The organism is Rhodobacteraceae bacterium M382, assembly GCA_025141015.1.
GTDB classification, from domain to species: domain Bacteria; phylum Pseudomonadota; class Alphaproteobacteria; order Rhodobacterales; family Rhodobacteraceae; genus Aliisedimentitalea; species Aliisedimentitalea scapharcae.
The window spans coordinates 522,502-545,000 of the sequence record CP081098.1 but is presented as its reverse complement, the minus strand read 5'-3'; the positions used below and the strand labels follow the sequence as shown (position 1 = coordinate 545,000).

Below are 22,499 nucleotides of genomic sequence, written 5' to 3'. Positions count from 1 at the left end.
ATTTGGTAGCGCTCAATGAAACCAATACCAAATATAGGATTTGCGCGACTCGACTCATTCAGTTCGCCATTTGGAAAGTCCGGTTTGGGGAACAAACCCCGAGTCGCCCCACAGCGTCACCCGGGGCCCTCTTCCTCCTGAAGAGCCTGTGAGACCAACCACGTCCGGAACGCTGTCAAAGATTGCTGGCCCGTCTCCGCCCGCGGCCACACCAGAAAGTAGTCTCCCATGGCGACAGCGGTATCCTGTGTTGCATAGCACAAGCGCCCTCGGTCAACTTCCTCCTGCGCCTGGAAAGTGGACAGCAAAGCCACTCCCAATCCATGCACTGCAGCCTGAGTCATGGTCACGCTTTGGTCAAACAACATCCCCTGGAGATCCTTGGCCTGCACCCCTTGGTGGGCAAACCATCGCTCCCAGCGATCCGGATGATCCTGAAGATGCAGCAATGGCATTCCCAGAAGGTCCGCAGATTGTAACACGCCCTCGCCGATCAACGACGGCGCACACACGGGCCGGACCCGTTTGGACATCAACCGAACATACTCCACATCAGGCCAATCCCGTTTGCCATAGTGAATGGCCGCCTGAGCTGCCCGTGTACCGAAATCAAACGGCAGCGTATGAGTCTGCAAATTCACCGTTATATCCGGGTGCAGTCGGGCAAAGTCCCTGAGCCTGGGCGCAAGCCAGCCGAGCCCGAAAGACGGGAGTATCGACAGGTCCAAACTGGTTCCTGCCCGATTGGCGCGCAGCTTGACCGAAGCCTGCGCCAGTCGGGACAGAAGAAACCGTGCTTCCCGCGCGAACTCGGACCCTGCAGGCGTTAACCTGAGCCGCATCTGGTCTCGCGAGATCAGTTCGACCTCCATCTGTTCTTCCAGTTGCTTCAGTTGACGGCTGATCGCGCTTTGGGTCAGAGACAGGTCTTCGGCGGCTGCCGAGGCGCTGCCAAGCCGATCCACAGCTTCGAGCGCAAGCAGGGAGGGAACCGAAGGAAGCAATCTACGTGGTGCTATCATATGATGATTACTCATGGCTTTTGGAATTTGTTTCAATAGGAATAGTTGTGGAGATATGGAAGGCATCTTTTTGCCCCGCTTTTCCGGGCGATCAGAACGCTCAACGAACTGGACCAAGCCATGACATCGGAACTGTCAGACAGCCTGTGGCACAAATCTTGCCGCGAAACCGCGAACGCCGCTGCGCTGACCCAATCAGCAAAGGCAGATCTGGCGATCATCGGAGGGGGCTATACCGGTTTGTCCGCCGCGCTGCACGCCGCTCAGGACGGGGCCAAAGTCCGGCTCATCGAAGCGCGCGAAATCGGCTGGGGCGGATCAGGGCGCAACGTCGGGCTGGTCAATGCCGGAATGTGGTTGCCGCCCAATGACATCATAGACCGGTTGGGAGAGGTCACAGGTTTGCAATTGACCAGAATGCTCGCCGCTGCGCCGGATCTGGTTTTTCAATTGATCACAGACCATGACATCCAGTGTGAGCCAGTTCGCAAAGGCACCCTTCATTGCGCCCATGCTCCTGCAGGCATGACGGATCTCACCAATAGATACGACCAGCAGAAAGCGCTGGGAGCCCCGGTACAACTCCTATCAAGGGACGAAACCATCGCGCGTGTCGGATCTGATCGCGTGTATGGTGCGTTGTTTGACCCACGCGCGGGAACCATCCAACCGCTGGCCTATGCCAAAGGGCTGGCCCGGGCCGCCGTCGATGCGGGGGCACATATACATGAGAATTCACCTGCGATCTCTGTCACCAAAACCCCGGATGGCTGGTGCGTTGTCACTCCAAAGGGCAAGATCACGGCCCACAATCTAATTGTGGCAACCAACGCCTATTCCCTGCCAATTGAAGGCATGATCACGCCGCGTGTCATTCCCGTGCATTACTTTCAGGCAGCCACCGAGCCGCTGAGCCACGCCCAGCGCCATTCCATCTTGCCCAATCAAGAGGGGTGCTGGGACACAGCGCTGGTCATGTCTTCCTGGCGTCTGGATCAGGCCGGGCGATTGATCATCGGGGCCATGGGCGATCTGGGGCACCCAGCCAGCGGGATCCATCGCAGCTGGTTGCTACGCAAGTTGAACCGAATGTTTCCGCAGCTGTCAGGACTGCAGCTGGGACAGGCGTGGTATGGGCGGATTGCCATGACCGCCGAATATTTGCCCAAGATCCAATCGTTGGGTGATACCGCCCTGGTGGCCTTTGGATACTCTGGACGCGGCATTGGGCCTGGAACAGTATTTGGTCAACGCATGGCCCGGTCCCTGCTGTCAGGCAATCCCGACTGTTTGCCGGTACCGCCTGTCATCCATCACCACCTGCCATACGCCGGACTCCGCCAGGCCTATTACGAAACCGGCGCGTCCCTGACACATTTGGTCAAGGATCGCTTCTAAACGGGCCTTCAGAACAGTTTCACCTGCGTCCCGACCTTGGCCAGGGCAAAGAGTTCCGCGATATGTTCGTTGTAAAGCCCGACGCAGCCATTCGACGATTTGCGACCAATCTTGCGGGTGTCGCCGGTGCCATGGACCCGGTAATACTGCCATGACAGGTAAAGCGCGTGGGTGCCCAGCGGGTTGTCCGGACCCGGAGGCCAATAATCCGGCCATTCCGGGTTACGTTCTTTCATCGACGGGGTCGGTCGCCAGCTGGGGCCTTCGACCTTGCGAATGACAGTTGTGTAGCCGCGTTTTGTCAGGTCCTCGCTCAGCGGAACGCTTGATGGGTACATCTTGTAGACGCTTTGATCTTCTGACCAGAATTGAACCGCGCGCGAGTCGATGTCGCACAGGATCGCACCGTCTTTCAGCGTGTCAAAATGGTCCTGCCAATTGGCCGCCCGAAAGGACGAGATGTTTCGGCGCACCGGTGGAGCAGCCAAGGCCGGTTCAACCGGTTCACCGGCGGCTATTCCAGTTTGCGCCAGCAACGGTGCGGCAGCAGCGCCATACGCTGCGCCAGTTAAAAGCACCGTTCGGCGCGTCAGTCTTTGGGATGTCATGGCCTGCTCGTTATCGTTATTGGATTCGGTAGATCGCCAACCATCATCAGGGCATCGGCCCGATTTTCTTCAACCCAATTCGCTTCACGTTTGGGTGAGCTCCCCCCAAAGACGGCTCATTCACCGATGTTGTCGTGATCCGTCAGACATTCGGAATGATCCCGTAGAACTTCCAGCACCCGGCAATTGCTGACCGTGTGGCCGTCGCAGTCATCAATCATCCGCTTCAATTCCTTTTCGAGCGCCTTTAACCGCAGCAACCGCTGCTGCACCTGAACCAATTGCCGCTGGGCAATCGAATCCGCATTCGAACAGGGCTGATCCGGGTTGTCAGCCAGATCCAGCAATTCCCGAATGGCCACCAGCCCAAATCCCAGTTGGCGTCCATGGCGAATAAACGCCAGACGATCCAAATCCGCAGAATCATAGCGGCGCTGGCCGCCCGCAGTCCGCCCTGGTTCGTGCATCAGACCAATCTGTTCGTAATAGCGGATGGTTTGCACCTTGGTTCCGGTTTTTCGGGACAAGGTGCCAATCGTGAACACGTCTGGATCTCCAATTTTGAACAGGGGCTGGTGGGGTTCTTGCCCTTTGGGCGGGCCCCCAGGGTCGGGGTGGGTAGCACGCGGACAGATATCCGACCTGCCTTATTGGCCCCCTTTGTTGCGTCAAACGACCTACCCTGGATCGCTCGCCTTTCGGCACGCCGAATGATCTTTGATAAACCGCTCTGCCGAGGCTGGAAACTTGTGCAACAGCGCCGTGGGACGGATCGGGCGGGACACCAGGTTGCCGCCACAATTCGGGCAGACCCCGTCAAAATGCCGATCCGCGCAGTCTTTGCAAAATGTGCATTCAAAGGTGCAGATCCGTGCCTGATCGGTGTTCGGCGGCAGATCGACATCACAACATTCACAGTTCGGCTTGAGCTTGAGCATGGTCAGGGTCCTGAATGCCTTTGATTGGGTGACACAGTAACACCTTCCACCCCCAACACCATCCCGGTCACAACAGGCGCACAACAGCGCGCGCGATAACCCGCTCTTCATCTGTTGGAATAACCAAAGCATGGGCTTGGCCCGTACTGATCAGCGGGCCACCTGCCCTGTTGGCCGACGCATCCAGATGCAGCCCCAGAAACTCCATCCCGTCCAGCACACGTGCGCGGATTGGAGCCGCGTTTTCTCCAATGCCTCCACAGAACACCAGCCCGTCAATGCCGCCCAGAATAGCCGCCATAGCCCCCAATTCACGCCTGATGCGGAAAACATAATAGTCGATTGCCTCGGCCGCGTGCGGATCATCGCTGGCCAATAGCGCGCGCATGTCGTGGCTCATCCCCGACAACCCCTTCAGCCCGCTTTCCTTGTACAGGATATGAGTAATCGCCTCGCGGCTCAGCCCTTGATCCATCAGATACAGCAACACACCTGGATCCAGCTGACCGCATCGCGTGCCCATCGGCAGGCCATCCAACGCCGAAAACCCCATTGTCGATCCGATGCTTTGGCCATCGCGAATTGCGCACATCGACGCGCCATTCCCCAGATGTGCTACGACCACCCGCCCTGCGGCGAGTTCCGGATAATCCCGGCGCAGCGTCTGGGTAATGTAATCATAGCTCAACCCGTGAAACCCATAGCGGCGCACACCCTTTTCGTAAAACCGGCGCGGCAGGGCAAACACATCATTCACCATCGGATGCCCCACGTGAAATGCCGTATCAAAACACCCCACCTGTGGAACATCGGGAAATGCCCGTTGCGCCGCCCGAACCGTGGCCAGATTGTGGGGCTGATGCAACGGGGCCAGCGGTTCCAGCGCCTCCAATTGGGTCAGCTGTTCCGCCTCCAACACAACAGGGGCAACAAAGCTTTTTCCACCATGCACGATCCTGTGGCCGACACCGACCAGTTCGCGCCCCGCCAACACCGGTGACACAGCCTCAAGGATCGCAGGCAGGGCGCTGGCGTGATCGGCTGGGCCGATGGGGCGCGCTGCCGTGCGGTTCAGCGTCAATTGCGCGATGGGCCCCAGGTTCTCCACCTGCCCGACTTGCAACAACTCGGGTTCGGGCGCATCACTGTAGACCGCGAATTTGATCGACGAACTACCAGCGTTCAGGGTCAGGATTGCGTTCATGGTGTCACCTTGGTCCGTTGCGAGAGCCGCGTTGATCCAGAATTGACGCCAGCCCCCGATTGGGAGGCCGACATAGGTCACGCCCCCCAGAGATCATCACTTCTTGTAAATAAAGCATCGACCTTCGACCGCGCCGTCGGGCAACGGCAGTTCAATCATGTTGTCGAAATACATCCGGTCCGAAGACACCATCAACCCACCAGGTGCCAAAAGCGGCTCGATCAACGGGGACACCGCGCGGGCAAAGACGTCATTCTTGGCACGATTGTGCCCCCCCAGATCCGCGTGAATCAGGCTGGCCGTTGCACCAAACCGCTCCAGCGATTGCGGCAGGGTTTCCATCACATCCCCCAGAATGGTCAATTCTTCGGCTGGCGTGCTGTCCGGATGTGATGCAACCGCGCGCTCGAACACATAAACATCGCGCCCATGAATGTTCTCGCGCATGTGATGAAAGGTGCGTCCGTTCCCCAGACCCAGCTCGAACACGGGTCCGGTCAGGTCATCGGTTTCAGCAATGGCGAAATCCAGGCAGGCGCGCTGGGACACCATCCGGTCAATGAACAGATCAAGGCGGGTGATCACGGGTCATGCTCCTTGGCAATGGGAATGGCAGTGGTGATGTCAGAGAATAACAAAAATGTGTAGGCCAAAAGATGTATGACCTTCATTCCACACTTCAATGATACAAAGCGGCACTATTAGGCAGCGCAAACGGCCTTTCCATACGTAAGTCCCGAAAAACACGGGAATTGGGGTTTGACTAACATGGGCGCGGCTTGCCAAGGTAAGAAAAAAACTGGGGGATGAAGACGTGATGCATTTGGATCGGCTGAAAGGTGGGCGTGCCTGAATGCAGCCCCTTTTATCAGTCGAAGATCTGAGCATAGGTTTTGGCGATGGCGCGCCTGTGGTTCGCGACGTCAGCTTTGAAGTGCAACCGGGTGAAACTCTGGCCCTGGTCGGCGAAAGCGGATCGGGCAAGACAGTCACCTGCCGGGCTGTGCTGCGCATCCTGCCCCGGATTGCGCGGATCCATTCCGGGCGCATAATCCTGCGCGGTTCAAAGGGGGAACAGGATCTAACTGCCATGACCGAACGGCGCATGCGCGCGGTGCGTGGTGACACGGTTTCCATGATTTTCCAGGAACCCATGCGGTCCCTGTCGCCGCTGCACCGGATCGGCAATCAGGTTTCCGAAGTTCTGTGGCTGCATCGCGGCCAGAACGAAAGCCAAGCCAAGAAAACCGTTCTGGAAACTTTTGAGCGCGTCGGCTTTCCTAATCCGGAACGGGCGTATCGTTCCTATCCCTTTGAATTGTCGGGGGGGATGCGCCAGCGGGCGATGATCGCCATGGCCATGGTGGCCAAGCCCGATTTACTGATTGCAGATGAACCCACCACGGCACTGGATGTAACGACACAGGCCCAAGTGCTCGGACTGATGAAGGAGCTTCAGCGCGATACCGGGATGGCGATGATCTTGGTAACCCACGATCTGGGTGTGGTCGCCAATATGGCCGAACAGGTGGTGGTGATGCACAAGGGCCGGATCATGGAGTCCGGGTCTGCCGAAGCGATTCTGCGCGCACCTGCCCATGCCTATACCCAGCAACTGTTCAACGCGGCTCCATCCATCCCCGATGCCGCAGCCGCAGTCGTGGATTCCTCGACCACAGATCTGATCCTGCAACTCAAGGCAGTCAACAAGACGTACAAACTGCGCAGCGCATCACCTTGGAAACCCGAAACGCTGGTTCATGCATGCCGTGGTGTGGACCTGTCGTTGCCGCGGGGCAAAACTCTGGCCATTGTCGGCGAAAGCGGGTCGGGCAAAACCACTGCCGCACGGATTGCACTGGGAGCCGAGCCTCCGGACCCCGGCGGCGAAGTCTGGTTTCGACCTCATCCCGATTCTCCGGCCACTGCCGTTCACCAGATGGATCGCGCCGCACGAACCGCGTTTCAGCGCGAAGCCCAAATGGTATTTCAGGACCCCTATTCGTCGCTTAGCCCCCGAATGCGGGTTCTTGGCGCAATGACCGAGCCATTGGAAATTCACCAGATCGGCAACCGCTCAGAACAAAAGGACAAGGCCGCCGAGATGCTGCAACAGGTCGGGTTGAACCCGGACATGTTGATGCGTTTCCCGCACGCATTCTCAGGCGGTCAGCGGCAGCGTTTGTCGATTGCCCGTGCTCTTATGTTGGACCCCACGCTGATTGTGTGCGACGAACCCACTTCGGCGCTGGATGTTTCGGTACAGGAACAGATCCTGTCTCTGCTCGAAGAGATTCAGGACCGCAAGGGATTGAGTTATCTGTTCATCAGCCACGATCTGGCTGTGGTTGCCCGCATTGCTGACGAAGTCGCGGTGATGCGCCAGGGGCTGATAATTGAACAAGGCAGCCCCGAGACGCTGTTTCACGACCCCAAACACCCCTACACCAAGGCGCTGATCGCGGCGCAGCCAACCCCGGATATTGACCGCCCCATCAACTTGAAACTGGTCGCTTTGGGCGCCGGAAGTCCGGACAGCTGGTCCGAGCAGTTCCGCTTTACCCCCTCTGCTGTCCCGTCGCTGATCGAGCTGGAACCCGGCCACAAGGTACGTTGTCATGTTTAATCTTCCCAAATCCATCACCTCGCTCGTGCTGGCAGCCGCTCTGGCTCCGATGTCAGTGTTTGCCGCACCCCACATGCAGGAAAGTGAGTTTTTTCTGGAAGAAGTGGACAGCGGTGATCTGCCTCCGGTTCAGGAACGCATTCCAGAAGATCCCCTGGTCGTGAATCTCGAGGACAAAGGTCGGGTGTTCGGAATCCAGGGCGGCACGCTCAACACCATGGTGACACGGTCCAAGGACATCCGCCAAATGGTCGTCTATGGGTATGCCCGCCTGATTGGATACGATGAAAACTATATCTTGCGTCCGGATCTGCTGGCCGCTTACGAAAACGAAGACAACCGCAAGTTTACTTTGAAGCTGCGTACAGGCCATCGCTGGTCAGATGGCGCACCCTTTACGTCTGAAGATTTCAGGTACTGGTGGGAAGACGTCGCCAATAGCCCTTTGCTGAGCCCCGCCGGTCCGCCGGATTTCCTGCGCATCGAAGGCGAACTGCCCCAGGTCTCTTTTCCTGATGCACAGACGGTGGTCTATGAATGGGCCAATCCCAACCCAAATTTCCTGCAATCCCTGGCACAGGCGCGTCCACCCTTTATCTATCGGCCAGCGCATTTCCTGAAAACCTTTCATGCAAAATACGCCGACGAAACCGTTCTGGCCGAAGAGGTGGATTATTATCGGGTCAAAAGCTGGCCGGCCCTGCACAACAAACTCGACAATATGTACAAGTTCGACAACCACGAACTGCCGACCTTGCAGCCATGGGTGAACGCGACCTCGGGCAAAAAGATACGCCATCTGTTCGTGCGCAATCCCTACTACCATCGCGTCGATTCCAAGGGTCTGCAGCTGCCCTATATCGACGTGGTCGAAATGGAGATTGTCTCGCCCGGTTTGGTGGCCGCGAAATCCAACGCTGGAGAGGCCGAAATCCAGGCCCGCGGACTGGGCTTTCGTGATATCCCAATCCTGCGAAAAGGCGAAAAGGACGGTGGCAACTATCGGACCTATCTGTGGAAAACCGGGGTTGCCTCGCAAATCGCCATCTATCCAAATCTGAACTTTGCGGGCGATGTCTGGCGCAATGTGTTGCGCGATGTCCGTGTTCGGCGGGCGCTCAGCCTGGCCATCAACCGCGATTCCATCAACAAGGCTTTGTACTTCAAGCTGGCCAAACCCGGTGCCATGACGGTCTTGCCCGCAAGCCCGTTCTTTGAACAGGCCAATCGTGACGCCTGGGCCGCCTATGATCCCGACATGGCCAACAAACTGTTGGACGAAGCGGGATTGGGGGACCGGGATGGGGCCGGCATTCGCAAATTGCCCGACGGACGCCCGATGGAGTTCGTGATCGAAACTGCCGGTGAACGCCAGGAGGTCGAAAACGCCCTTCAAATCATCACTGATGACTGGCGCGACGTTGGCGTAAAGCTGGTTCAACGGCCACTGGATCGCGACATCCTTCGCAACCGGGTGTTTTCCGGTTCAGCCATGGCGTCAGTCTGGTTCGGTTGGGACAATGGTCTCCCCCAAACATATACGTCACCCAGCTATCTCGCTCCGCGCCATCAGGAATTCCTGGCCTGGCCCAAGTGGGGCCAATACTATCAGACTGATGGCGAAGTCGGCGAAGCACCCGATATGCCCGAAGCCCAGCGTCTGATGGAGCTGGCGCTGCAATGGGATCGCGCCTCGACCGATGCAGAGCGTGAAAGTGCGTGGACCGAAATGCTGAAGATTCACGCAGATCAGATCTACGGCATTGGCATCCTGGCCGAAGCGCCACAGCCCGTCGTGGTGTCCAACACTTTGCGCAACATTCCGGAAACAGGCATGTGGGCCTGGGATCCCGGCGCTCACTTTGGTGTTCATCGGATGGACGAGTTTTTCTTTGAGGGCGGTGACGGCTGATGGACATTCTGCGTTATGCCATCTACCGATTTGGAACCATGCTGCTGACGCTGCTGGTGGTGTCGGTGATGGTATTTGTCATTATCAACCTGCCGCCAGGCGATTATCTGTCCAACCAGATCGCGGAACTGAGGGCCTCGGGGCAATCTGCAGGTGTTGCCAAGGCCGAATTCCTTCGAACCGAATATGCGCTCGACCGCCCCCTGTGGCAGCAATATATGATCTGGATGGGTTTCATGCCCGGCCCCCACGGGTTCTCGGGCATGATCCAGGGCAATTTCGGCTGGTCCTTTGAATTCGACCGGCCGGTATCCGAAATTGTCGGAGACAGCCTGTGGTTGACAGTTCTGGTCAATCTCGCAGCGGTTCTGTTCGTGTATCTGGTCGCTCTTCCATTGGGCGTACTCGCCGCGGCCCGGTCGCGCAGCTGGGTCGACTATACATCTGCCTTTGTCGGTTATCTGGGGCTTGCGACGCCCAATTTTCTATTGGCGTTGATCCTGTTCTACTATGGTCACAAGCTCTTTGACCTGCCGATCGGCGGGCTGATGGATCCCCAATTTGAAGGCGAACCGATGAGCTGGGACAAGGTGAAATCCATTCTCGTTCACCTGATTGTTCCAACCTTTGTGATCGGCACATCCGGTGCATCGGCCATGATGCAGCGCCTGCGTGCCAATATGTTGGACGAGCTGGGCAAACCTTATGTGGAAACCGCCATCGCCAAAGGTCTGTCGCCATCCCGCATGTTGACCAAATACCCGTTACGTGTCGCCTTTAATCCCTTTGTCGCGGATATCGGCAACCTGTTGCCGTCAATGGTGTCCGGCTCTGTTCTGGTGTCTGTGGTGCTGGGTCTGCAAACCATCGGGCCCGCGTTGCTACAGGCGCTGAAATCTCAGGACATGTTCCTGTCCGGGTTCGTTCTGATGTTCGTGGCCCTTCTAACGCTGATCGGAACAATGATCTCAGATGTTCTGCTGGTGATCCTTGACCCGCGCATCCGATATGAGGGACGTGACGCATGAGCAAACTCCCCGATGGCCGCTATGTCGATGACGCCCCATATGATCCGCAGGTGTCCCTTCAGCAACTGGAGCGGGCAGATCTGGATGCGCCGAATTGGCTGCTGATCTGGCGCAAGTTCAAATCCCACAAGTTGGGATTGATTTCCGGGTTGTTCCTGTTGATCTGCTACCTGTTGCTGCCGGTGGCTGGGTTCATTGCCCCTTATGGGCCGAACGAACGCCACCCGGATCATTTGTTCTCACCCCCTCAATCGGTGCATTTGTTCCACGATGGTGAATTTCTGGGCCCCTTTATCTATCCAGTGGAGAGTGAAGCCAATCTGGAAACATTCCAGTGGGAATTCGTGCCAGACCTGGACCGTCCGCTCCAGCTCGACTTCTTCTGCGAAGGCCAGGAATACAAGCTGGCTGGGTTGATTCCATCTGATACCCACCTGTTTTGCGCGTCCGATGATTCAACGGTATTCCTTTGGGGCTCGGACAGATTGGGGCGCGATGTTTTCAGCCGCATCCTGTATGGGGCTCAACTCTCTTTGACCGTGGGGCTGATTGGAATCACGGTGTCTTTTGTGCTTGGGATCTTCTTTGGATCCGTTGCCGGGTATTTCGGAGGCAAGATTGATTGGGTGATCAACCGGGTGATCGAAATCCTGAGATCCCTTCCAGAACTGCCGTTGTGGTTGGCCCTGTCCGCAGCGGTGCCGTCCAATTGGTCACCTGTCGCAGTATTTTTCATCATTTCGGTCATTCTGGGAATCCTCGACTGGCCGGGGTTGGCCCGTTCGGTACGCGCGAAATTCCTGTCACTTCGTGAGGAAGAATACGTACGAGCCGCCGAAATGATGGGGGCCAGTTCAGGCAGGGTTATTCGTAAACATCTGTTGCCCAACTTCATGTCGCACCTGATTGCATCTGCAACTCTATCCATTCCGGCGATGATACTGGGTGAAACAGCCTTGTCCTTCCTGGGGCTCGGTTTGCGAGCGCCAGCAGTCAGCTGGGGGGTGATGTTGAACGATGCCCAGAATCTGGCATCGATCGAAATCTACCCCTGGACGGCTATTCCAATGTTGCCGATTGTCGTGATCGTCCTGGCTTTCAATTTCCTCGGAGACGGGTTGCGCGACAGCTTGGATCCTTATCAACAATAAAATGGTGTGGTGATTGCCTTCTCTACGGCATTCCCCATTCCATTCGAGTTGATATGGCCCAGGATACAGCGTCAAAATGCAATGACCCGCACACCTGACTTGGCGGATGTGCGGGTCATTACAGGTCTTCGGCGGGGCCAAGACTTTTTTAAAAGTCTTGGAAAAAATTTTAGAAAATTTTTCGCCGCTTTGGCCACGGGTCAGCGATCATCCCCACCCTCATTCAAATCCGCCATCATATCTTCATCAATGGCGGCCTGGACTGCCCCTACAGCGGCTTCTTTCTGCTTGGGCGTCATCTTCTCGGCTTGTTCATCAGCCAGACGTACCGTGACTTCACGGTGAGCAAACTTGATCCCCTCCCGTTCAAACATCTCACGAATGTCCTGGAAAACCTTTTTGCGGACCAACCATTGATCGCCCGGTTTGGTCATGAATTTGACCCGGATGATCATGGCCGAATCCTGCATCTCAATCACACCCTGGGATTTCAACGGCTGAATAAAGTTATCCCCAATCACCGGATCAGTCAGCAACTCCTGCCCCAGCTTCTTGACCAGCTTTCGCACTTTTTCCACATCCGTGTCATAGGTGACGCGCAGCGGTAATTTCATGATCACCCAATCACGAGAATAATTGGTCAGGACTTTGATCTCTCCAAAAGGGATCGTATGCAGGGCGCCCAGATGGTGGCGCAACTGAAACGAACGAACCGAAATTTTTTCGACAGTTCCTTTGACATCTCCGATGTCGATATACTCTCCCTTGCGGAACGCATCATCCACCAAAAAGAAGGCTCCGGAAAAGATGTCTCGCACCAATGTTTGCGATCCGAACCCGACTGCCAGACCAACAACACCGGCACCGGCAAACAGCGGACTGACATTCACCCCGAGCTCCATTAGAGCGATCAAGCCGATCGACACGACGACGATTGCCAGAATTGCACCGCGAAACAAGGGCAACAAAGTGGCCAGGCGGCTCGCGCCTGCTGCGCCACCTTCGTCCCCCAATTCTGCTTCGCTCACATCCGATGTTTCTTCGGCGATTTTTCCGTCAATCCAAATTCGGAAAAAATGATAGACGAGATAGCCGATGAAGATGATGACGATCACGTCCACCAGCCTCTCGGTGTAGGTTCCTTTCAACCATGCAAGATCCGGGTCCCATATGCTGAGCAATGCCAAAAGGCCGATGGCAAAGGCCAGGATCCCGGCCGCACGACGGGCGAGTTCTTCGAACGATGAAATCGGGTGACGATAAACGGTGGGTGTATCCAACGCGTCCAGATCATCCACGTCCCCCGACGCTATCGCGTCCCGAACGGCCTCGGCCTCTTCGTTCATTTGGCGAATTTCACGTGACCGGCTGAAATAGCGTTCGATTACAAAATTAACGATCCCGTAGACCGTGATGATTGTCATCAAAACGATATAGGTACCCGCAATCAACGGCACCGAAACCGGGCGTTCCAGAACCAGATCAAAGGCCAGTTCGAGCCAGCCGAAGATGGCATAAAACATGCAGAAAGGTGCCCATGCCACAGTCAGAACCCGCACCACCCAGGATACGTCTTCGCGCCGACGCCCTGCCAGCATGGCACCGGTGATCGCACGGGCGTTGAACAGAATCATCGCAATATTAAGCAACGATCCAACCAGCGTCGTCGCCCCATAGACCATCGCATACACGTTGTAGTTCAGCCCAAAGTCGGCAACCCACGTCGAAAACACCACGGTAACGATGTCATACGTCGCCAATGCCGAAGCCCAAATATACAGGCGTTTAGCATCCCGATCCGAGAAAAACGGAATCCGGTACTGGCTGAGGAATGGCGACAGAACCATGCGCCACATGTCCGAAACAGTCCTGGCGAGAAAAAATGCAGTAAAGACTGCTGTGACCGTGAACTCGATTGACAGTTCATCAGCCGCGCCAAAAATGAGGTACCCGGCGACATAGGCAAATACCATCGCCACGATTGTTCCAACCAGCCCCATGAAAAAGCGGAACACCAGGAACGGCATCTTGTCGGAATAGCCCTGTGGGTTCTCCATGATCCTCGACACGACATACCGCCGTGCGATCCGCTTGCCATACAATTCGACCGACACCCACCGGCCGAACAACAGCAACAGCACACACCATCCGACCACTTCGACAAATGTCATCAATCGCCCGTCAGGGCTGGTCTCGCGCAAGACATACTGGACTTCGAATATCGAATACGGCAAAGCCGCCAGCCTGGATTTGAGCTCGTGACGGAATTCATCAATTTCAGACTGAGCCTGCATCAAAGGAGACGCCGTAGCCATGGGATCGTGCGTTTCGTCCTCGCCATCCTCGGACGTCGGCGGACCCGACAGCAACTGCCCCTGCCCGTCTATGACAATCACGCTCACTCCGGCGTCTGCCGCTTCGCGTACAGCGGCAGTAAGGTCCGAAGTGCTTTCGCCGGTCGTTATCGACTGGGCCGTAACAGCGACGGGAATGGCCCAAAGGCACACCAACAGAGACAGCAGGCGGAAAAGGGAGTGCAGCATAAGTGTTTCACATCCGTGATAAAGTTACACAGCAAGCTACTCGACCTGCCACACATGCGCAATTCACGCGCTAAAAAATGACCGTGTCCCGGCAAATCAACCTGATGGCGTGGGGTTATGATCCTCATCGCGTTGCAAGTTTCAGGCACACAGGATAAGGCAGGAAACAACATTGATACAGGCGGATCCAGCAGGCCGGATCCTTTGGAAGCAAGCGCCGAATTTCTCGAGAACGCAGCTTGTGAGAGAGACGTACAAGGGCAAACTATGGCACTTCCAACTCCAGCGGAAAAAATCGCAGTTCTGGGTCTGGGATATGTAGGCCTACCCTTGGCCCTGGCTTTGGCTCGGGCTGGCTTTGACACCCTGGGGTTTGACACCGACGCGGCCCATGTTGCGCTTTTGCAGCAGGGACAGGATCGCAATGGCGAAGTGTCCGATACCTCGTTGCAGAGCTCTACGGCCCGGTTTTCGTCAGCCCCTGATGCGCTGCAAGGGTGCAGTTGCTTCATTCTTGCGGTCCCCACCCCAATTACGGATGCCAAGGCCCCCGACCTCGCCCCGGTGCGCGGAGCCTGCGCCACCATTGCACCCTATTTGGCCGAAGGTGCATTGGTCATATTGGAATCGACCGTCTACCCTGGTGTGACCGAAGAGGTCTGCGGGCCAGAACTGTCGCGGCTCAGCGGGTTGCAAGCAGGCGCACAATTCAAGCTGGCCTATTCCCCCGAGCGCGTGAACCCGGGCGACGCCGAACATTCGATGGAAAACGTGGTCAAGGTCATCTCGGCCCAGGACGAGGAAACCCTGGACCGGGTCGAAGCGGTTTATGCGCCGGTGATCAAAGCCGGCTTGCACCGGGCTTCGTCGATCATGACCGCAGAGGCTGCAAAGGTCATTGAAAACACCCAACGGGATCTGAACATCGCGCTGGTCAATGAATTCTCACTGATCTTTTCACGGATGGGGCTTGATACGCTCGAAGTGTTGGAGGCCGCTGGAACCAAGTGGAACTTTCTGCCGTTCCGTCCCGGCCTGGTCGGTGGGCATTGCATCGGGGTTGATCCCTATTACCTGACCTATCGCGCCGAACAATTGGGGTACCATCCAGAAGTGATTCTGGCCGGACGCAGGATCAACGACAATATGGGTGTGCATGTCACTCAGGAGTTGATCAAGACGCTGCTGGCACGGGGGATAAATCCGTCGGGGGCACGGGTGTTGGTGATGGGGTTCACCTTCAAGGAAAACTGCGCTGACACGCGAAATACCCGCGTCGCTGACATCATGCGGGAACTGACAGCATATTCTGTCAGCCCGGATCTCTATGATCCCTGGGTCGACCCGCACACCGCTTTGGCAGACTATGGGCTCACCCCGATCACCGCCCCCGAGAGCGGTGCCTATGACGCCATGATTGTTGCTGTCGCGCATGACCAGTTCAAGGAAATGGGCAGCGATGCCATTCGGGCCTTGGGCAAACCCGGCGCCGTTCTTTACGATCTCAAGGGTGTTTTTGGGAAATCCGGGTCGGATCTGAGGCTATAGGCATGACAATGGGGACAGGTGCAGAACAGGAGCCGGTATCGGCAGACCGCGGACCGCGTGTCATGCTGTACAGCCATGATACCTTTGGGCTTGGTCATTTGCGCCGCTCCCGGGCGCTGGCCGCGGCCATTACGGCGGCCGATCCGTCGGCCTCTGCGCTGATCCTCACGGGGTCACCTGTTGCAGGCCGCTTTGCCTTTCCTCGTGGTGTCGATCATGTGCGTTTGCCCGGTGTGATCAAACGCTCTGACGGGTCCTATGCCTCCCGCACCATGGGAATGAGCATTGATGAAACCACCGAACTGCGCTCGGGCCTGATCCGGTCCACTGCACAGCAATATGCGCCCGACATTCTGATCGTCGACAAAGAACCCACCGGGTTTCGCGGCGAACTGCTGCCAACGCTCGAAATGCTCAAGGCAGCCGGGACTTGCAAACTGATCCTGGGGCTTCGCGATGTGCTGGACGAACCCGATGTCCTGGCCGTTGAATGGAACCGCAAGGACGCCATCCCCGCAACCGAGACCTTTTATGACGAAATCTGGGTTTATGGTTTGCGATCCATTTATGATCCGACCGCGGGGCTGGATCTGAGCGAGCGAATTCAGAACCGGATGCACTGGACCGGCTATTTGCGCCGGGATCTGGGCACAGTGGGACCGCCACCCGAGCAACCCTATATTCTGATTACACCCGGCGGGGGCGGCGATGGCAAGGCCATGGTAGATCTGGTCTTGCAAGCTTATGAACGCGACCCTGATTTGTCCCCACGCGCGCTGTTGGTGTATGGGCCATTCCTTTCCGGCGACACCCGTGACGACTTTGAAGACCGCGTTGCCGCATTACATGGCCGGGTGACAGCAACCGGGTTCGATTCCAAGATCGAAACCCTGTTCTCCGGTGCCTTGGGTGTTGTCTGCATGGGAGGGTACAACACCTTCTGCGAAGTCCTGTCCTTTGACAAACCGGCTGTTATTGTCCCGCGAACCGTGCCCCGTTTGGAACAATGGATCCGCGCATCGCGGGCCGAACAATTGGGGCTGGTCCGCATGTTGGACGAAAAACGGGACGGGATGACCGTCGAGACGATGATTGCCGCAATCCGCGGGCTGCCAAGGCAGCCCCGCCCATCCATGGCGATTTCCACCGGGCTGCTTGATGGGCTCGACTATGTGACAACCCGGGTTGCGCATCTGCTGAAAAAATCCGCTGCAAAGGCTGCTGAATGACATCTTCGCCCGAGACGCTTGCTGTTGTGGTCAAGGGCTGGCCGCGCCTGTCCGAAACCTTTATCGCCCAGGAACTCGTCGCCCTCGAAAAGGCGGGGCACAGCTTTGCCATTTGGTCCCTGCGTCATCCGACCGACACGAAACGTCATCCATTGCATGACCAGCTTCAAGCCCCTGTGCGATACCTTCCCGAATACCTGTATCAGGAACCGGAACGCACCTGGCGCGCCCGGGATGCGGTGCGGGCATTTCCCGGATACGCCGCCGCCTATCGCATCTGGCGCGCCGATCTGCGCCGCGACCCCACCACCAACCGCATTCGCCGGTTTGGACAGGCCTGTGTTCTGGCCCATGAATTGCCCGAAGGGATAACCGGGCTCTACGCCCATTTCCTGCACACCCCTGCATCGGTCACACGCTATGCCGCCATCATCCGGGGTCTGCCTTGGGGGTTTTCCGCCCATGCCAAGGACATCTGGACCTCGCAGGACTGGGAAATCTCCGAGAAACTGGACCCTGCTCATCATGGGGCCGATTTCGGGGCGACCTGCACCGCTTTTGGTGCCCGTCATTTGCGCAATGCATCCCCAGACCCGGACCGCATCGATCTGGTTTATCACGGGCTGGACCTGACCCGGTTCCCCGATGCCCCCGATCGGCTCTGGCGCCAAGCCCACGAACCGCTGCACATGTTGTCCGTGGGACGCCTGGTCGAAAAGAAAGGGTTTGACCGGCTTATCGCGGCGCTTGCCCTGTTGCCTGACGATCTGGATTGGCATTGGACCCATATTGGCGGCGGCGGTCTGCGGGATCTGCTTCAGGATATGGCCGAGGATGCGGGTATTGCCGATCGTATCACCTGGAAAGGGGCCTGTGACCAACCCGAGGTGGTCGCCGCCATGCGCGAATGCGACCTCTTTGTGCTTCCCAGCCGAATTGCCGATGATGGCGATCGCGACGGGCTGCCCAATGTGTTGATGGAGGCTGCTTCGCAACGGTTGCCAATCTTGTCCACACCAATCTCTGCGATTCCGGAATTCATTGATAACGGCACCCACGGCACCCTGGCCCAGGATCTGCCCGATACTTTGGCGACCGCCATCACCAAAATCGCGGCCCACCCACATGATGCAGCCAAGATGGCCGAAGCTGCGTTGGCTCGGCTGAAATCGGAATTTGGCATGGATCCCGGTATTGCCCAGCTGTCAAAACGCCTGAAAACCATGTGTCAGGATCCATGACCCAGGTCGCTTTTTATGCGCCCATGAAGGCCCCAACCCACCCCACGCCATCCGGGGACCGGGAAATGGCCCGCAATCTGATTGCAATGATCGGACAAAACGATGCCACGGTGAACTTGGTGTCCGAACTGCGGTTGCATGAAAAAGCCGGTGATCCACTGGCACAGATCGAAATCCGCAAACAGGCCGCTGCCGAAGCACACAGGCTGATCCGTGACCTGCCCGAAACGGACCTGTGGGTCAGCTACCACAACTATTACAAAGCGCCCGATCTGATTGGCCCTGCGGTGTGTACGGCACGACAAATTCCCTATGTCCAGATCGAATCCACCCGCGCCAAGAAGCGCCTGACCGGACCATGGGCCGGTTTTGCACAGGCCGCGCATGACGCCTGTGACGCCGCTCAATTGGTGTTTCATCTGACTGGGCAGGACCATTTTGCCCTCAAGCGTGACAAACCTCCGACACAGCTCCTGGCACCGCTGCCGCCGTTCTTACCCACCGACACCTTACCCCCAGCCTCGGACCTCGACGGGCCAATCCTCAGCGTTGGCATGATGCGCGAGGGCGACAAGCTCGCCTCGTATAAAATCATAGCAGAAACTCTGGGCCAAACACCCGGCGATTGGCGGCTCGAAATCGCCGGAGATGGCCCCGCCGAACCCCAGGTCAGGGCCTTGATGGCCCCCTATGGGGATCGCGTGACATATCTGGGCCGGTTGGATCAGGACGCTTTGTCTCACGCCTACCGGCGGGCAGGGCTGTTTCTGTGGCCCGGTGTGAATGAAGCCTTTGGTATGGTCTACCTCGAAGCGCAGGCCCATGGTCTCCCTGTTGTGGCCCAAAATCGGCCTGGGGTCCGCGATGTGTTGGCCCCCGGATCTTACCCGGCGCTCGAACAGGGCGAATCTGCTCTGGCTGGCGAAATCTCGCGCCTGCTGGCAGATCCGAAACTGCGCCAGTATCGTGGGCGCACGGCCCGAGACTATATCAAGGCCAACCACCTGATCGGTTCTGCGTCGCTCCGGTTTTGGTCAGCTGTCACCCCCCTGTTGGAGACCCCGTCATGATCCGCCTTGCCCTACTTCGTCACGGTCACACCGACTGGAATCGCGCTGGCCGCATTCAGGGGCGCAGCGACATTCCGCTGGATGCCTCCGCACGCACCGAATTGGCCGCGCAAATGCTGCCGCCCCCTTGGGACCAGGCCGATATCTGGGCGTCTCCGCTCAAACGGGCGGTTGAAACTGCAGAACTGGTGTCCGGCCGCGCACCCCGCACCGACCCCGCGTTGACCGAAATGAACTGGGGGAAATGGGAAGGGCAGCACGGCAAGGAGCTGATCGCCACCCCCGACAGCGGCTATCGCCACATCGAACACTGGGGCTGGAACTTCTGCCCACCAGACGGCGAATCGCCGGCACAGATCCGCGACCGCCTGCAACCCTGGGTGGCCGGGCTGCGGCGCGATACGGTGGCGGTCTGCCATATCGGCATCATGCGGGTACTGCTGGCGCAGGCGCATGGCTGGAACTTTGAAGGTCCAGCCCCATTCCGGATCAAACGCAACCGATTGTTCGTGATCGAATTGGACGGCGACACCCTGCGCGCCCAACCAGACCCTGTTCGACTGGCCGTTCGGGATATCACACCGTGAAAGTCATGATCGCCGTCACCCATCTGTTGGGAACCGGGCATCTCAGCCGGGCCCTGACCCTGGGTCGGGCGTTTGCCCAACAGGGGCATCATGTGGTGCTCGCCTCGGGCGGGTTTCCGGTTTCTCAGTTGAAAACCGATGGCATAGAGTTCGTGCAGCTTCCTGCCCTGCGTTCAGACGGCGTGAATTTCACCCGCTTGTTGACCCCCACCGGATCGTGCGCCGACACAACCTATCTTGGTAGCCGCGCAGACGCATTGCGTCAGACGCTCGTCACCCTACAGCCCGACATTTTGATCACCGAGCTTTACCCATTTGGCCGCCGCGTGCTGGCGGCAGAGTTCCTGTCGCTTTTGCAAGCCGCCCACCAATTGCCAATACGCCCGGTGATCCTCAGCTCGATCCGGGATATTCTTGCCCCGCCTTCAAAACCAAAAAAGGCAGTGGCAGCCGATGAGGTGATCGCCAATTGGTATGATGCCGTGCTGGTCCATTCCGACCCGACCACAACCACACTGGATGTCAGTTGGCCTGTTTCCCCTCTGTTGGCCACCAAACTGCGATATACGGGATTTGTCGCGCCTCCGCCGCCGTCTCCACATCCGCAGCAGGTCGGTAAAGGCGAAGTTCTGGTTTCCGCCGGAGGTGGCAGCGTGGGTGACGCGCTGTATGAAACGGCAATGATCGCCGCCCGGACAGACACGGAAACCACCTGGCACCTGCTGGTGGGCGGAACCGAAGCCAAGACCCGGATAGACAGATTTCGAACCATTGAATCGCCTGCTGTCTTGGACACGGCCCGCCCGGATTTTCGCCAGATGTTGTGCCATGCCTCGGCTCTGGTCGGCATGTGCGGGTACAACACCACAATGGATCTGCTCCAGACCGGGGTTCCATCCGTGCTGATTCCATTTGATGCCGGCAGCGAAGTCGAACAGACCCTGCGGTCGACCAGCCTTGCCAGGATGCGCGGCATCGAAGTGATCCCCAGCGCCAACCTGACCCCACAAACCTTGGGCGCAGCAGTGAACCGGGTCCGGGCTGCTTTGGCGCGCAAGAGCGACACCATCGCATTTGACGGCGCAGACAACACCGTCGACATTGCCTGTAAAATGGCACAGGAGCGCCCATGACCCCCGATTGGAGTCCCTTGGATCAGGAAATGGCAAGATGGCAGGACCTTGGGTTGACCTTGCCTTTGTGGTGGCGTGATGATGATGCAATCGCGCCAACCCAGCACTTGGAACGCCTGATTGCACTGTCTGAGCGACTGTGCCTGCCTGTGCATCTGGCCGTTATCCCCTCGATGGCGTCTCAGGCATTGGCGCATCGGATTGCTCAAACTCACCTGCGTCCTGTGGTCCATGGGTGGACGCACACCTCCCACGCGCCGTTGACAGAAAAAAAAGCGGAATTTGGAGCCCATCGACCCGCGCAGAACATGCTGGACGATGCCCTTCGGGGCCTGGCAACGTTGCAGCAATTGTTTGCTGGCGCTCTGGTTCCAATGTTTGTGCCACCGTGGAATCGGATCGCCCCCGAAATCGTCGCGGGCTTGCCCGATTTGGGTTATGCCGCGCTTTCGACCTATACGCCGCGCACATCCCGGCTGGCAGCACCGGGGTTGGTGCAGATCAATACCCACCTTGATCCCATCCACTGGAAAGCCAGCCGATCTCTGGTCCCCGCCCAACAGCTGGTGGATCAGATTGCGCGTGATATGGCACACCGGCGCACCGGGCATACGGACAATGCCGAACCCTATGGAATTCTCACCCACCATCTGATTCATGATGACGCGATCTGGGCATTTACAGATGCGCTGATCACCCGCCTGTTGGCAGGCCCGGCAACCACATGGATCTATCAATCAAGGACAACAACATGAGCCGACTGGACAGTATGCTGCGCCGACTGACCGCCCAAAGGGACGGCCTGAATTGGGCCGCCGATCAGGTCACCGACATATCGGGGGATGTGTTGGATATGGGATTGGGTAATGGGCGGACCTATGACCACCTGCGCGAGATCCTGACAGACCGCAGGATCTGGGTGATCGACCGCGTTTTGCAATGCCATCCCTCCTGTGTGCCCCCCGAGGCCGATTTCCTACAGGGTGAGGCCGAGCCAATGCTGAACAGGCTGGCCCAAAATGATCACCAGGTTGCCCTGGCCCATTATGACTTCGGCTTTGGGATCAAGGAAAAGGACGTTGCCGAGGCGGCCCGGCTCTCCCCGACCATCGCGTCGGTCATGGTGCCGGGTGGGATCATTGTCTCGGGCCAACCGCTGGTTGGGTTCACCGAACTCGACGGCCCCGTCGGCATCCCGCCGGGCCGTTACCTGTTCTACCGTGCCTGAGCCGAAATACCCCAGATCGCAAACAGCCACACA

At 57.8% G+C, this 22,499-nt stretch carries 20 protein-coding genes; 13 read left to right on the top strand and 7 right to left on the bottom strand.

What is annotated here, in order from left to right; genetic code table 11:
• Positions 1–116: 116 nt before the first annotated feature.
• Positions 117–1,022, bottom strand: a complete 906-nt coding sequence (locus K3727_02410) for a LysR family transcriptional regulator (GenBank protein ID UWQ91685.1) — start codon at positions 1,020–1,022, stop codon at positions 117–119.
• A 120-nt stretch (positions 1,023–1,142) separates the two neighbouring features.
• Between K3727_02410 and K3727_02405 the strand changes: the two genes are divergently transcribed.
• Entirely contained in the window at positions 1,143–2,420 is a 1,278-nt protein-coding gene (locus K3727_02405) for an FAD-binding oxidoreductase (GenBank protein ID UWQ91684.1), read from the top strand.
• Positions 2,421–2,428: 8 nt separating this feature from the next.
• Here the strand turns inward: K3727_02405 and K3727_02400 are convergent, their stop codons facing one another.
• The 5 genes from K3727_02400 to K3727_02380 form a co-directional block, all read right to left on the bottom strand.
• Complete coding sequence (locus tag K3727_02400; GenBank protein ID UWQ91683.1) at positions 2,429–3,028, bottom strand: L,D-transpeptidase; 600 nt, start codon at positions 3,026–3,028, stop codon at positions 2,429–2,431.
• A gap of 116 nt (positions 3,029–3,144) precedes the next feature.
• Positions 3,145–3,573 carry a helix-turn-helix domain-containing protein gene (locus K3727_02395; protein ID UWQ91682.1) on the bottom strand — a complete coding sequence of 143 codons (429 nt, stop codon included), beginning with the start codon at positions 3,571–3,573 and terminating at the stop codon, positions 3,145–3,147.
• A gap of 132 nt (positions 3,574–3,705) precedes the next feature.
• A complete protein-coding gene (locus tag K3727_02390; protein ID UWQ91681.1) occupies positions 3,706–3,966 on the bottom strand; it encodes a DUF1272 domain-containing protein in 261 nt (86 codons plus the stop codon).
• A gap of 67 nt (positions 3,967–4,033) precedes the next feature.
• Positions 4,034–5,170 carry an acetate/propionate family kinase gene (locus K3727_02385; protein ID UWQ91680.1) on the bottom strand — a complete coding sequence of 379 codons (1,137 nt, stop codon included), beginning with the start codon at positions 5,168–5,170 and terminating at the stop codon, positions 4,034–4,036.
• 96 nt (positions 5,171–5,266) lie between these two features.
• Entirely contained in the window at positions 5,267–5,752 is a 486-nt protein-coding gene (locus K3727_02380; protein UWQ93244.1) for a class I SAM-dependent methyltransferase, read from the bottom strand.
• Positions 5,753–6,023: 271 nt separating this feature from the next.
• Between K3727_02380 and K3727_02375 the strand changes: the two genes are divergently transcribed.
• From K3727_02375 to K3727_02360, 4 genes are read left to right on the top strand one after another with little or no spacing between them, the layout of a single operon-like run.
• A complete protein-coding gene (locus tag K3727_02375) occupies positions 6,024–7,796 on the top strand; it encodes an ABC transporter ATP-binding protein (protein ID UWQ91679.1) in 1,773 nt (590 codons plus the stop codon).
• Positions 7,789–9,708, top strand: a complete 1,920-nt coding sequence (locus K3727_02370; protein ID UWQ91678.1) for an ABC transporter substrate-binding protein — start codon at positions 7,789–7,791, stop codon at positions 9,706–9,708. The genes K3727_02375 and K3727_02370 overlap by 8 nt, the downstream gene beginning before the upstream one ends.
• Positions 9,708–10,736 carry an ABC transporter permease gene (locus K3727_02365; protein UWQ91677.1) on the top strand — a complete coding sequence of 343 codons (1,029 nt, stop codon included), beginning with the start codon at positions 9,708–9,710 and terminating at the stop codon, positions 10,734–10,736. The genes K3727_02370 and K3727_02365 overlap by 1 nt, the downstream gene beginning before the upstream one ends.
• Positions 10,733–11,887, top strand: a complete 1,155-nt coding sequence (locus tag K3727_02360) for an ABC transporter permease (GenBank protein ID UWQ91676.1) — start codon at positions 10,733–10,735, stop codon at positions 11,885–11,887. Before K3727_02365 ends, K3727_02360 begins: the two co-directional genes overlap by 4 nt.
• A gap of 200 nt (positions 11,888–12,087) precedes the next feature.
• Here K3727_02360 and K3727_02355 read toward each other — a convergent pair whose 3' ends face one another.
• The gene (locus K3727_02355; protein UWQ91675.1) at positions 12,088–14,430 is read right to left on the bottom strand and encodes a mechanosensitive ion channel; all 2,343 of its coding nucleotides are present in this window, start codon (positions 14,428–14,430) and stop codon (positions 12,088–12,090) included.
• Positions 14,431–14,697: 267 nt separating this feature from the next.
• Here K3727_02355 and K3727_02350 point away from each other — a divergent pair, with 267 nt between their 5' ends.
• The 8 genes from K3727_02350 to K3727_02315 all read left to right on the top strand — a co-directional run bounded on the left by K3727_02350 (position 14,698) and on the right by K3727_02315 (position 22,466).
• The gene (locus K3727_02350) at positions 14,698–15,978 is read left to right on the top strand and encodes a nucleotide sugar dehydrogenase (GenBank protein ID UWQ91674.1); all 1,281 of its coding nucleotides are present in this window, start codon (positions 14,698–14,700) and stop codon (positions 15,976–15,978) included.
• A 62-nt stretch (positions 15,979–16,040) separates the two neighbouring features.
• Positions 16,041–17,207, top strand: coding sequence for a hypothetical protein (locus tag K3727_02345; protein UWQ93243.1), 1,167 nt, complete (start codon positions 16,041–16,043; stop codon positions 17,205–17,207).
• On the top strand, positions 17,204–18,448 hold the full coding sequence (locus tag K3727_02340) for a glycosyltransferase (GenBank protein UWQ91673.1): 1,245 nt from the start codon (positions 17,204–17,206) through the stop codon (positions 18,446–18,448). Before K3727_02345 ends, K3727_02340 begins: the two co-directional genes overlap by 4 nt.
• Positions 18,445–19,518, top strand: coding sequence for a glycosyltransferase (locus tag K3727_02335; protein ID UWQ91672.1), 1,074 nt, complete (start codon positions 18,445–18,447; stop codon positions 19,516–19,518). Before K3727_02340 ends, K3727_02335 begins: the two co-directional genes overlap by 4 nt.
• Positions 19,515–20,105, top strand: coding sequence for a histidine phosphatase family protein (locus K3727_02330; protein UWQ91671.1), 591 nt, complete (start codon positions 19,515–19,517; stop codon positions 20,103–20,105). Before K3727_02335 ends, K3727_02330 begins: the two co-directional genes overlap by 4 nt.
• Positions 20,102–21,238: a glycosyltransferase gene (locus K3727_02325; GenBank protein UWQ91670.1), complete on the top strand. Its 1,137-nt coding sequence runs from the start codon at positions 20,102–20,104 to the stop codon at positions 21,236–21,238. Before K3727_02330 ends, K3727_02325 begins: the two co-directional genes overlap by 4 nt.
• A complete protein-coding gene (locus K3727_02320) occupies positions 21,235–21,993 on the top strand; it encodes a polysaccharide deacetylase family protein (protein ID UWQ91669.1) in 759 nt (252 codons plus the stop codon). Before K3727_02325 ends, K3727_02320 begins: the two co-directional genes overlap by 4 nt.
• Positions 21,990–22,466 (top strand): class I SAM-dependent methyltransferase, encoded by a 477-nt coding sequence (locus K3727_02315; protein UWQ91668.1) that lies wholly within the window; start codon positions 21,990–21,992, stop codon positions 22,464–22,466. Before K3727_02320 ends, K3727_02315 begins: the two co-directional genes overlap by 4 nt.
• Positions 22,467–22,499 lie beyond the last annotated feature (33 nt).

What these genes read in the sequence shown, in the direction of transcription:
- K3727_02410 (UWQ91685.1), bottom strand. Translation starts at nt 1,022, where the DNA reads ATGATAGCACCACGTAGATTGCTTCCTTCGGTTCCCTCCCTGCTTGCG.
- K3727_02405 (UWQ91684.1), top strand. Translation starts at nt 1,143, where the DNA reads ATGACATCGGAACTGTCAGACAGCCTGTGGCACAAATCTTGCCGCGAA.
- K3727_02400 (UWQ91683.1), bottom strand. Translation starts at nt 3,028, where the DNA reads ATGACATCCCAAAGACTGACGCGCCGAACGGTGCTTTTAACTGGCGCA.
- K3727_02390 (UWQ91681.1), bottom strand. Translation starts at nt 3,966, where the DNA reads ATGCTCAAGCTCAAGCCGAACTGTGAATGTTGTGATGTCGATCTGCCG.
- K3727_02385 (UWQ91680.1), bottom strand. Translation starts at nt 5,170, where the DNA reads ATGAACGCAATCCTGACCCTGAACGCTGGTAGTTCGTCGATCAAATTC.
- K3727_02375 (UWQ91679.1), top strand. Translation starts at nt 6,024, where the DNA reads ATGCAGCCCCTTTTATCAGTCGAAGATCTGAGCATAGGTTTTGGCGAT.
- K3727_02370 (UWQ91678.1), top strand. Translation starts at nt 7,789, where the DNA reads ATGTTTAATCTTCCCAAATCCATCACCTCGCTCGTGCTGGCAGCCGCT.
- K3727_02365 (UWQ91677.1), top strand. Translation starts at nt 9,708, where the DNA reads ATGGACATTCTGCGTTATGCCATCTACCGATTTGGAACCATGCTGCTG.
- K3727_02360 (UWQ91676.1), top strand. Translation starts at nt 10,733, where the DNA reads ATGAGCAAACTCCCCGATGGCCGCTATGTCGATGACGCCCCATATGAT.
- K3727_02355 (UWQ91675.1), bottom strand. Translation starts at nt 14,430, where the DNA reads ATGCTGCACTCCCTTTTCCGCCTGCTGTCTCTGTTGGTGTGCCTTTGG.
- K3727_02350 (UWQ91674.1), top strand. Translation starts at nt 14,698, where the DNA reads ATGGCACTTCCAACTCCAGCGGAAAAAATCGCAGTTCTGGGTCTGGGA.
- K3727_02345 (UWQ93243.1), top strand. Translation starts at nt 16,041, where the DNA reads ATGCTGTACAGCCATGATACCTTTGGGCTTGGTCATTTGCGCCGCTCC.
- K3727_02340 (UWQ91673.1), top strand. Translation starts at nt 17,204, where the DNA reads ATGACATCTTCGCCCGAGACGCTTGCTGTTGTGGTCAAGGGCTGGCCG.
- K3727_02335 (UWQ91672.1), top strand. Translation starts at nt 18,445, where the DNA reads ATGACCCAGGTCGCTTTTTATGCGCCCATGAAGGCCCCAACCCACCCC.
- K3727_02330 (UWQ91671.1), top strand. Translation starts at nt 19,515, where the DNA reads ATGATCCGCCTTGCCCTACTTCGTCACGGTCACACCGACTGGAATCGC.
- K3727_02320 (UWQ91669.1), top strand. Translation starts at nt 21,235, where the DNA reads ATGACCCCCGATTGGAGTCCCTTGGATCAGGAAATGGCAAGATGGCAG.
- K3727_02315 (UWQ91668.1), top strand. Translation starts at nt 21,990, where the DNA reads ATGAGCCGACTGGACAGTATGCTGCGCCGACTGACCGCCCAAAGGGAC.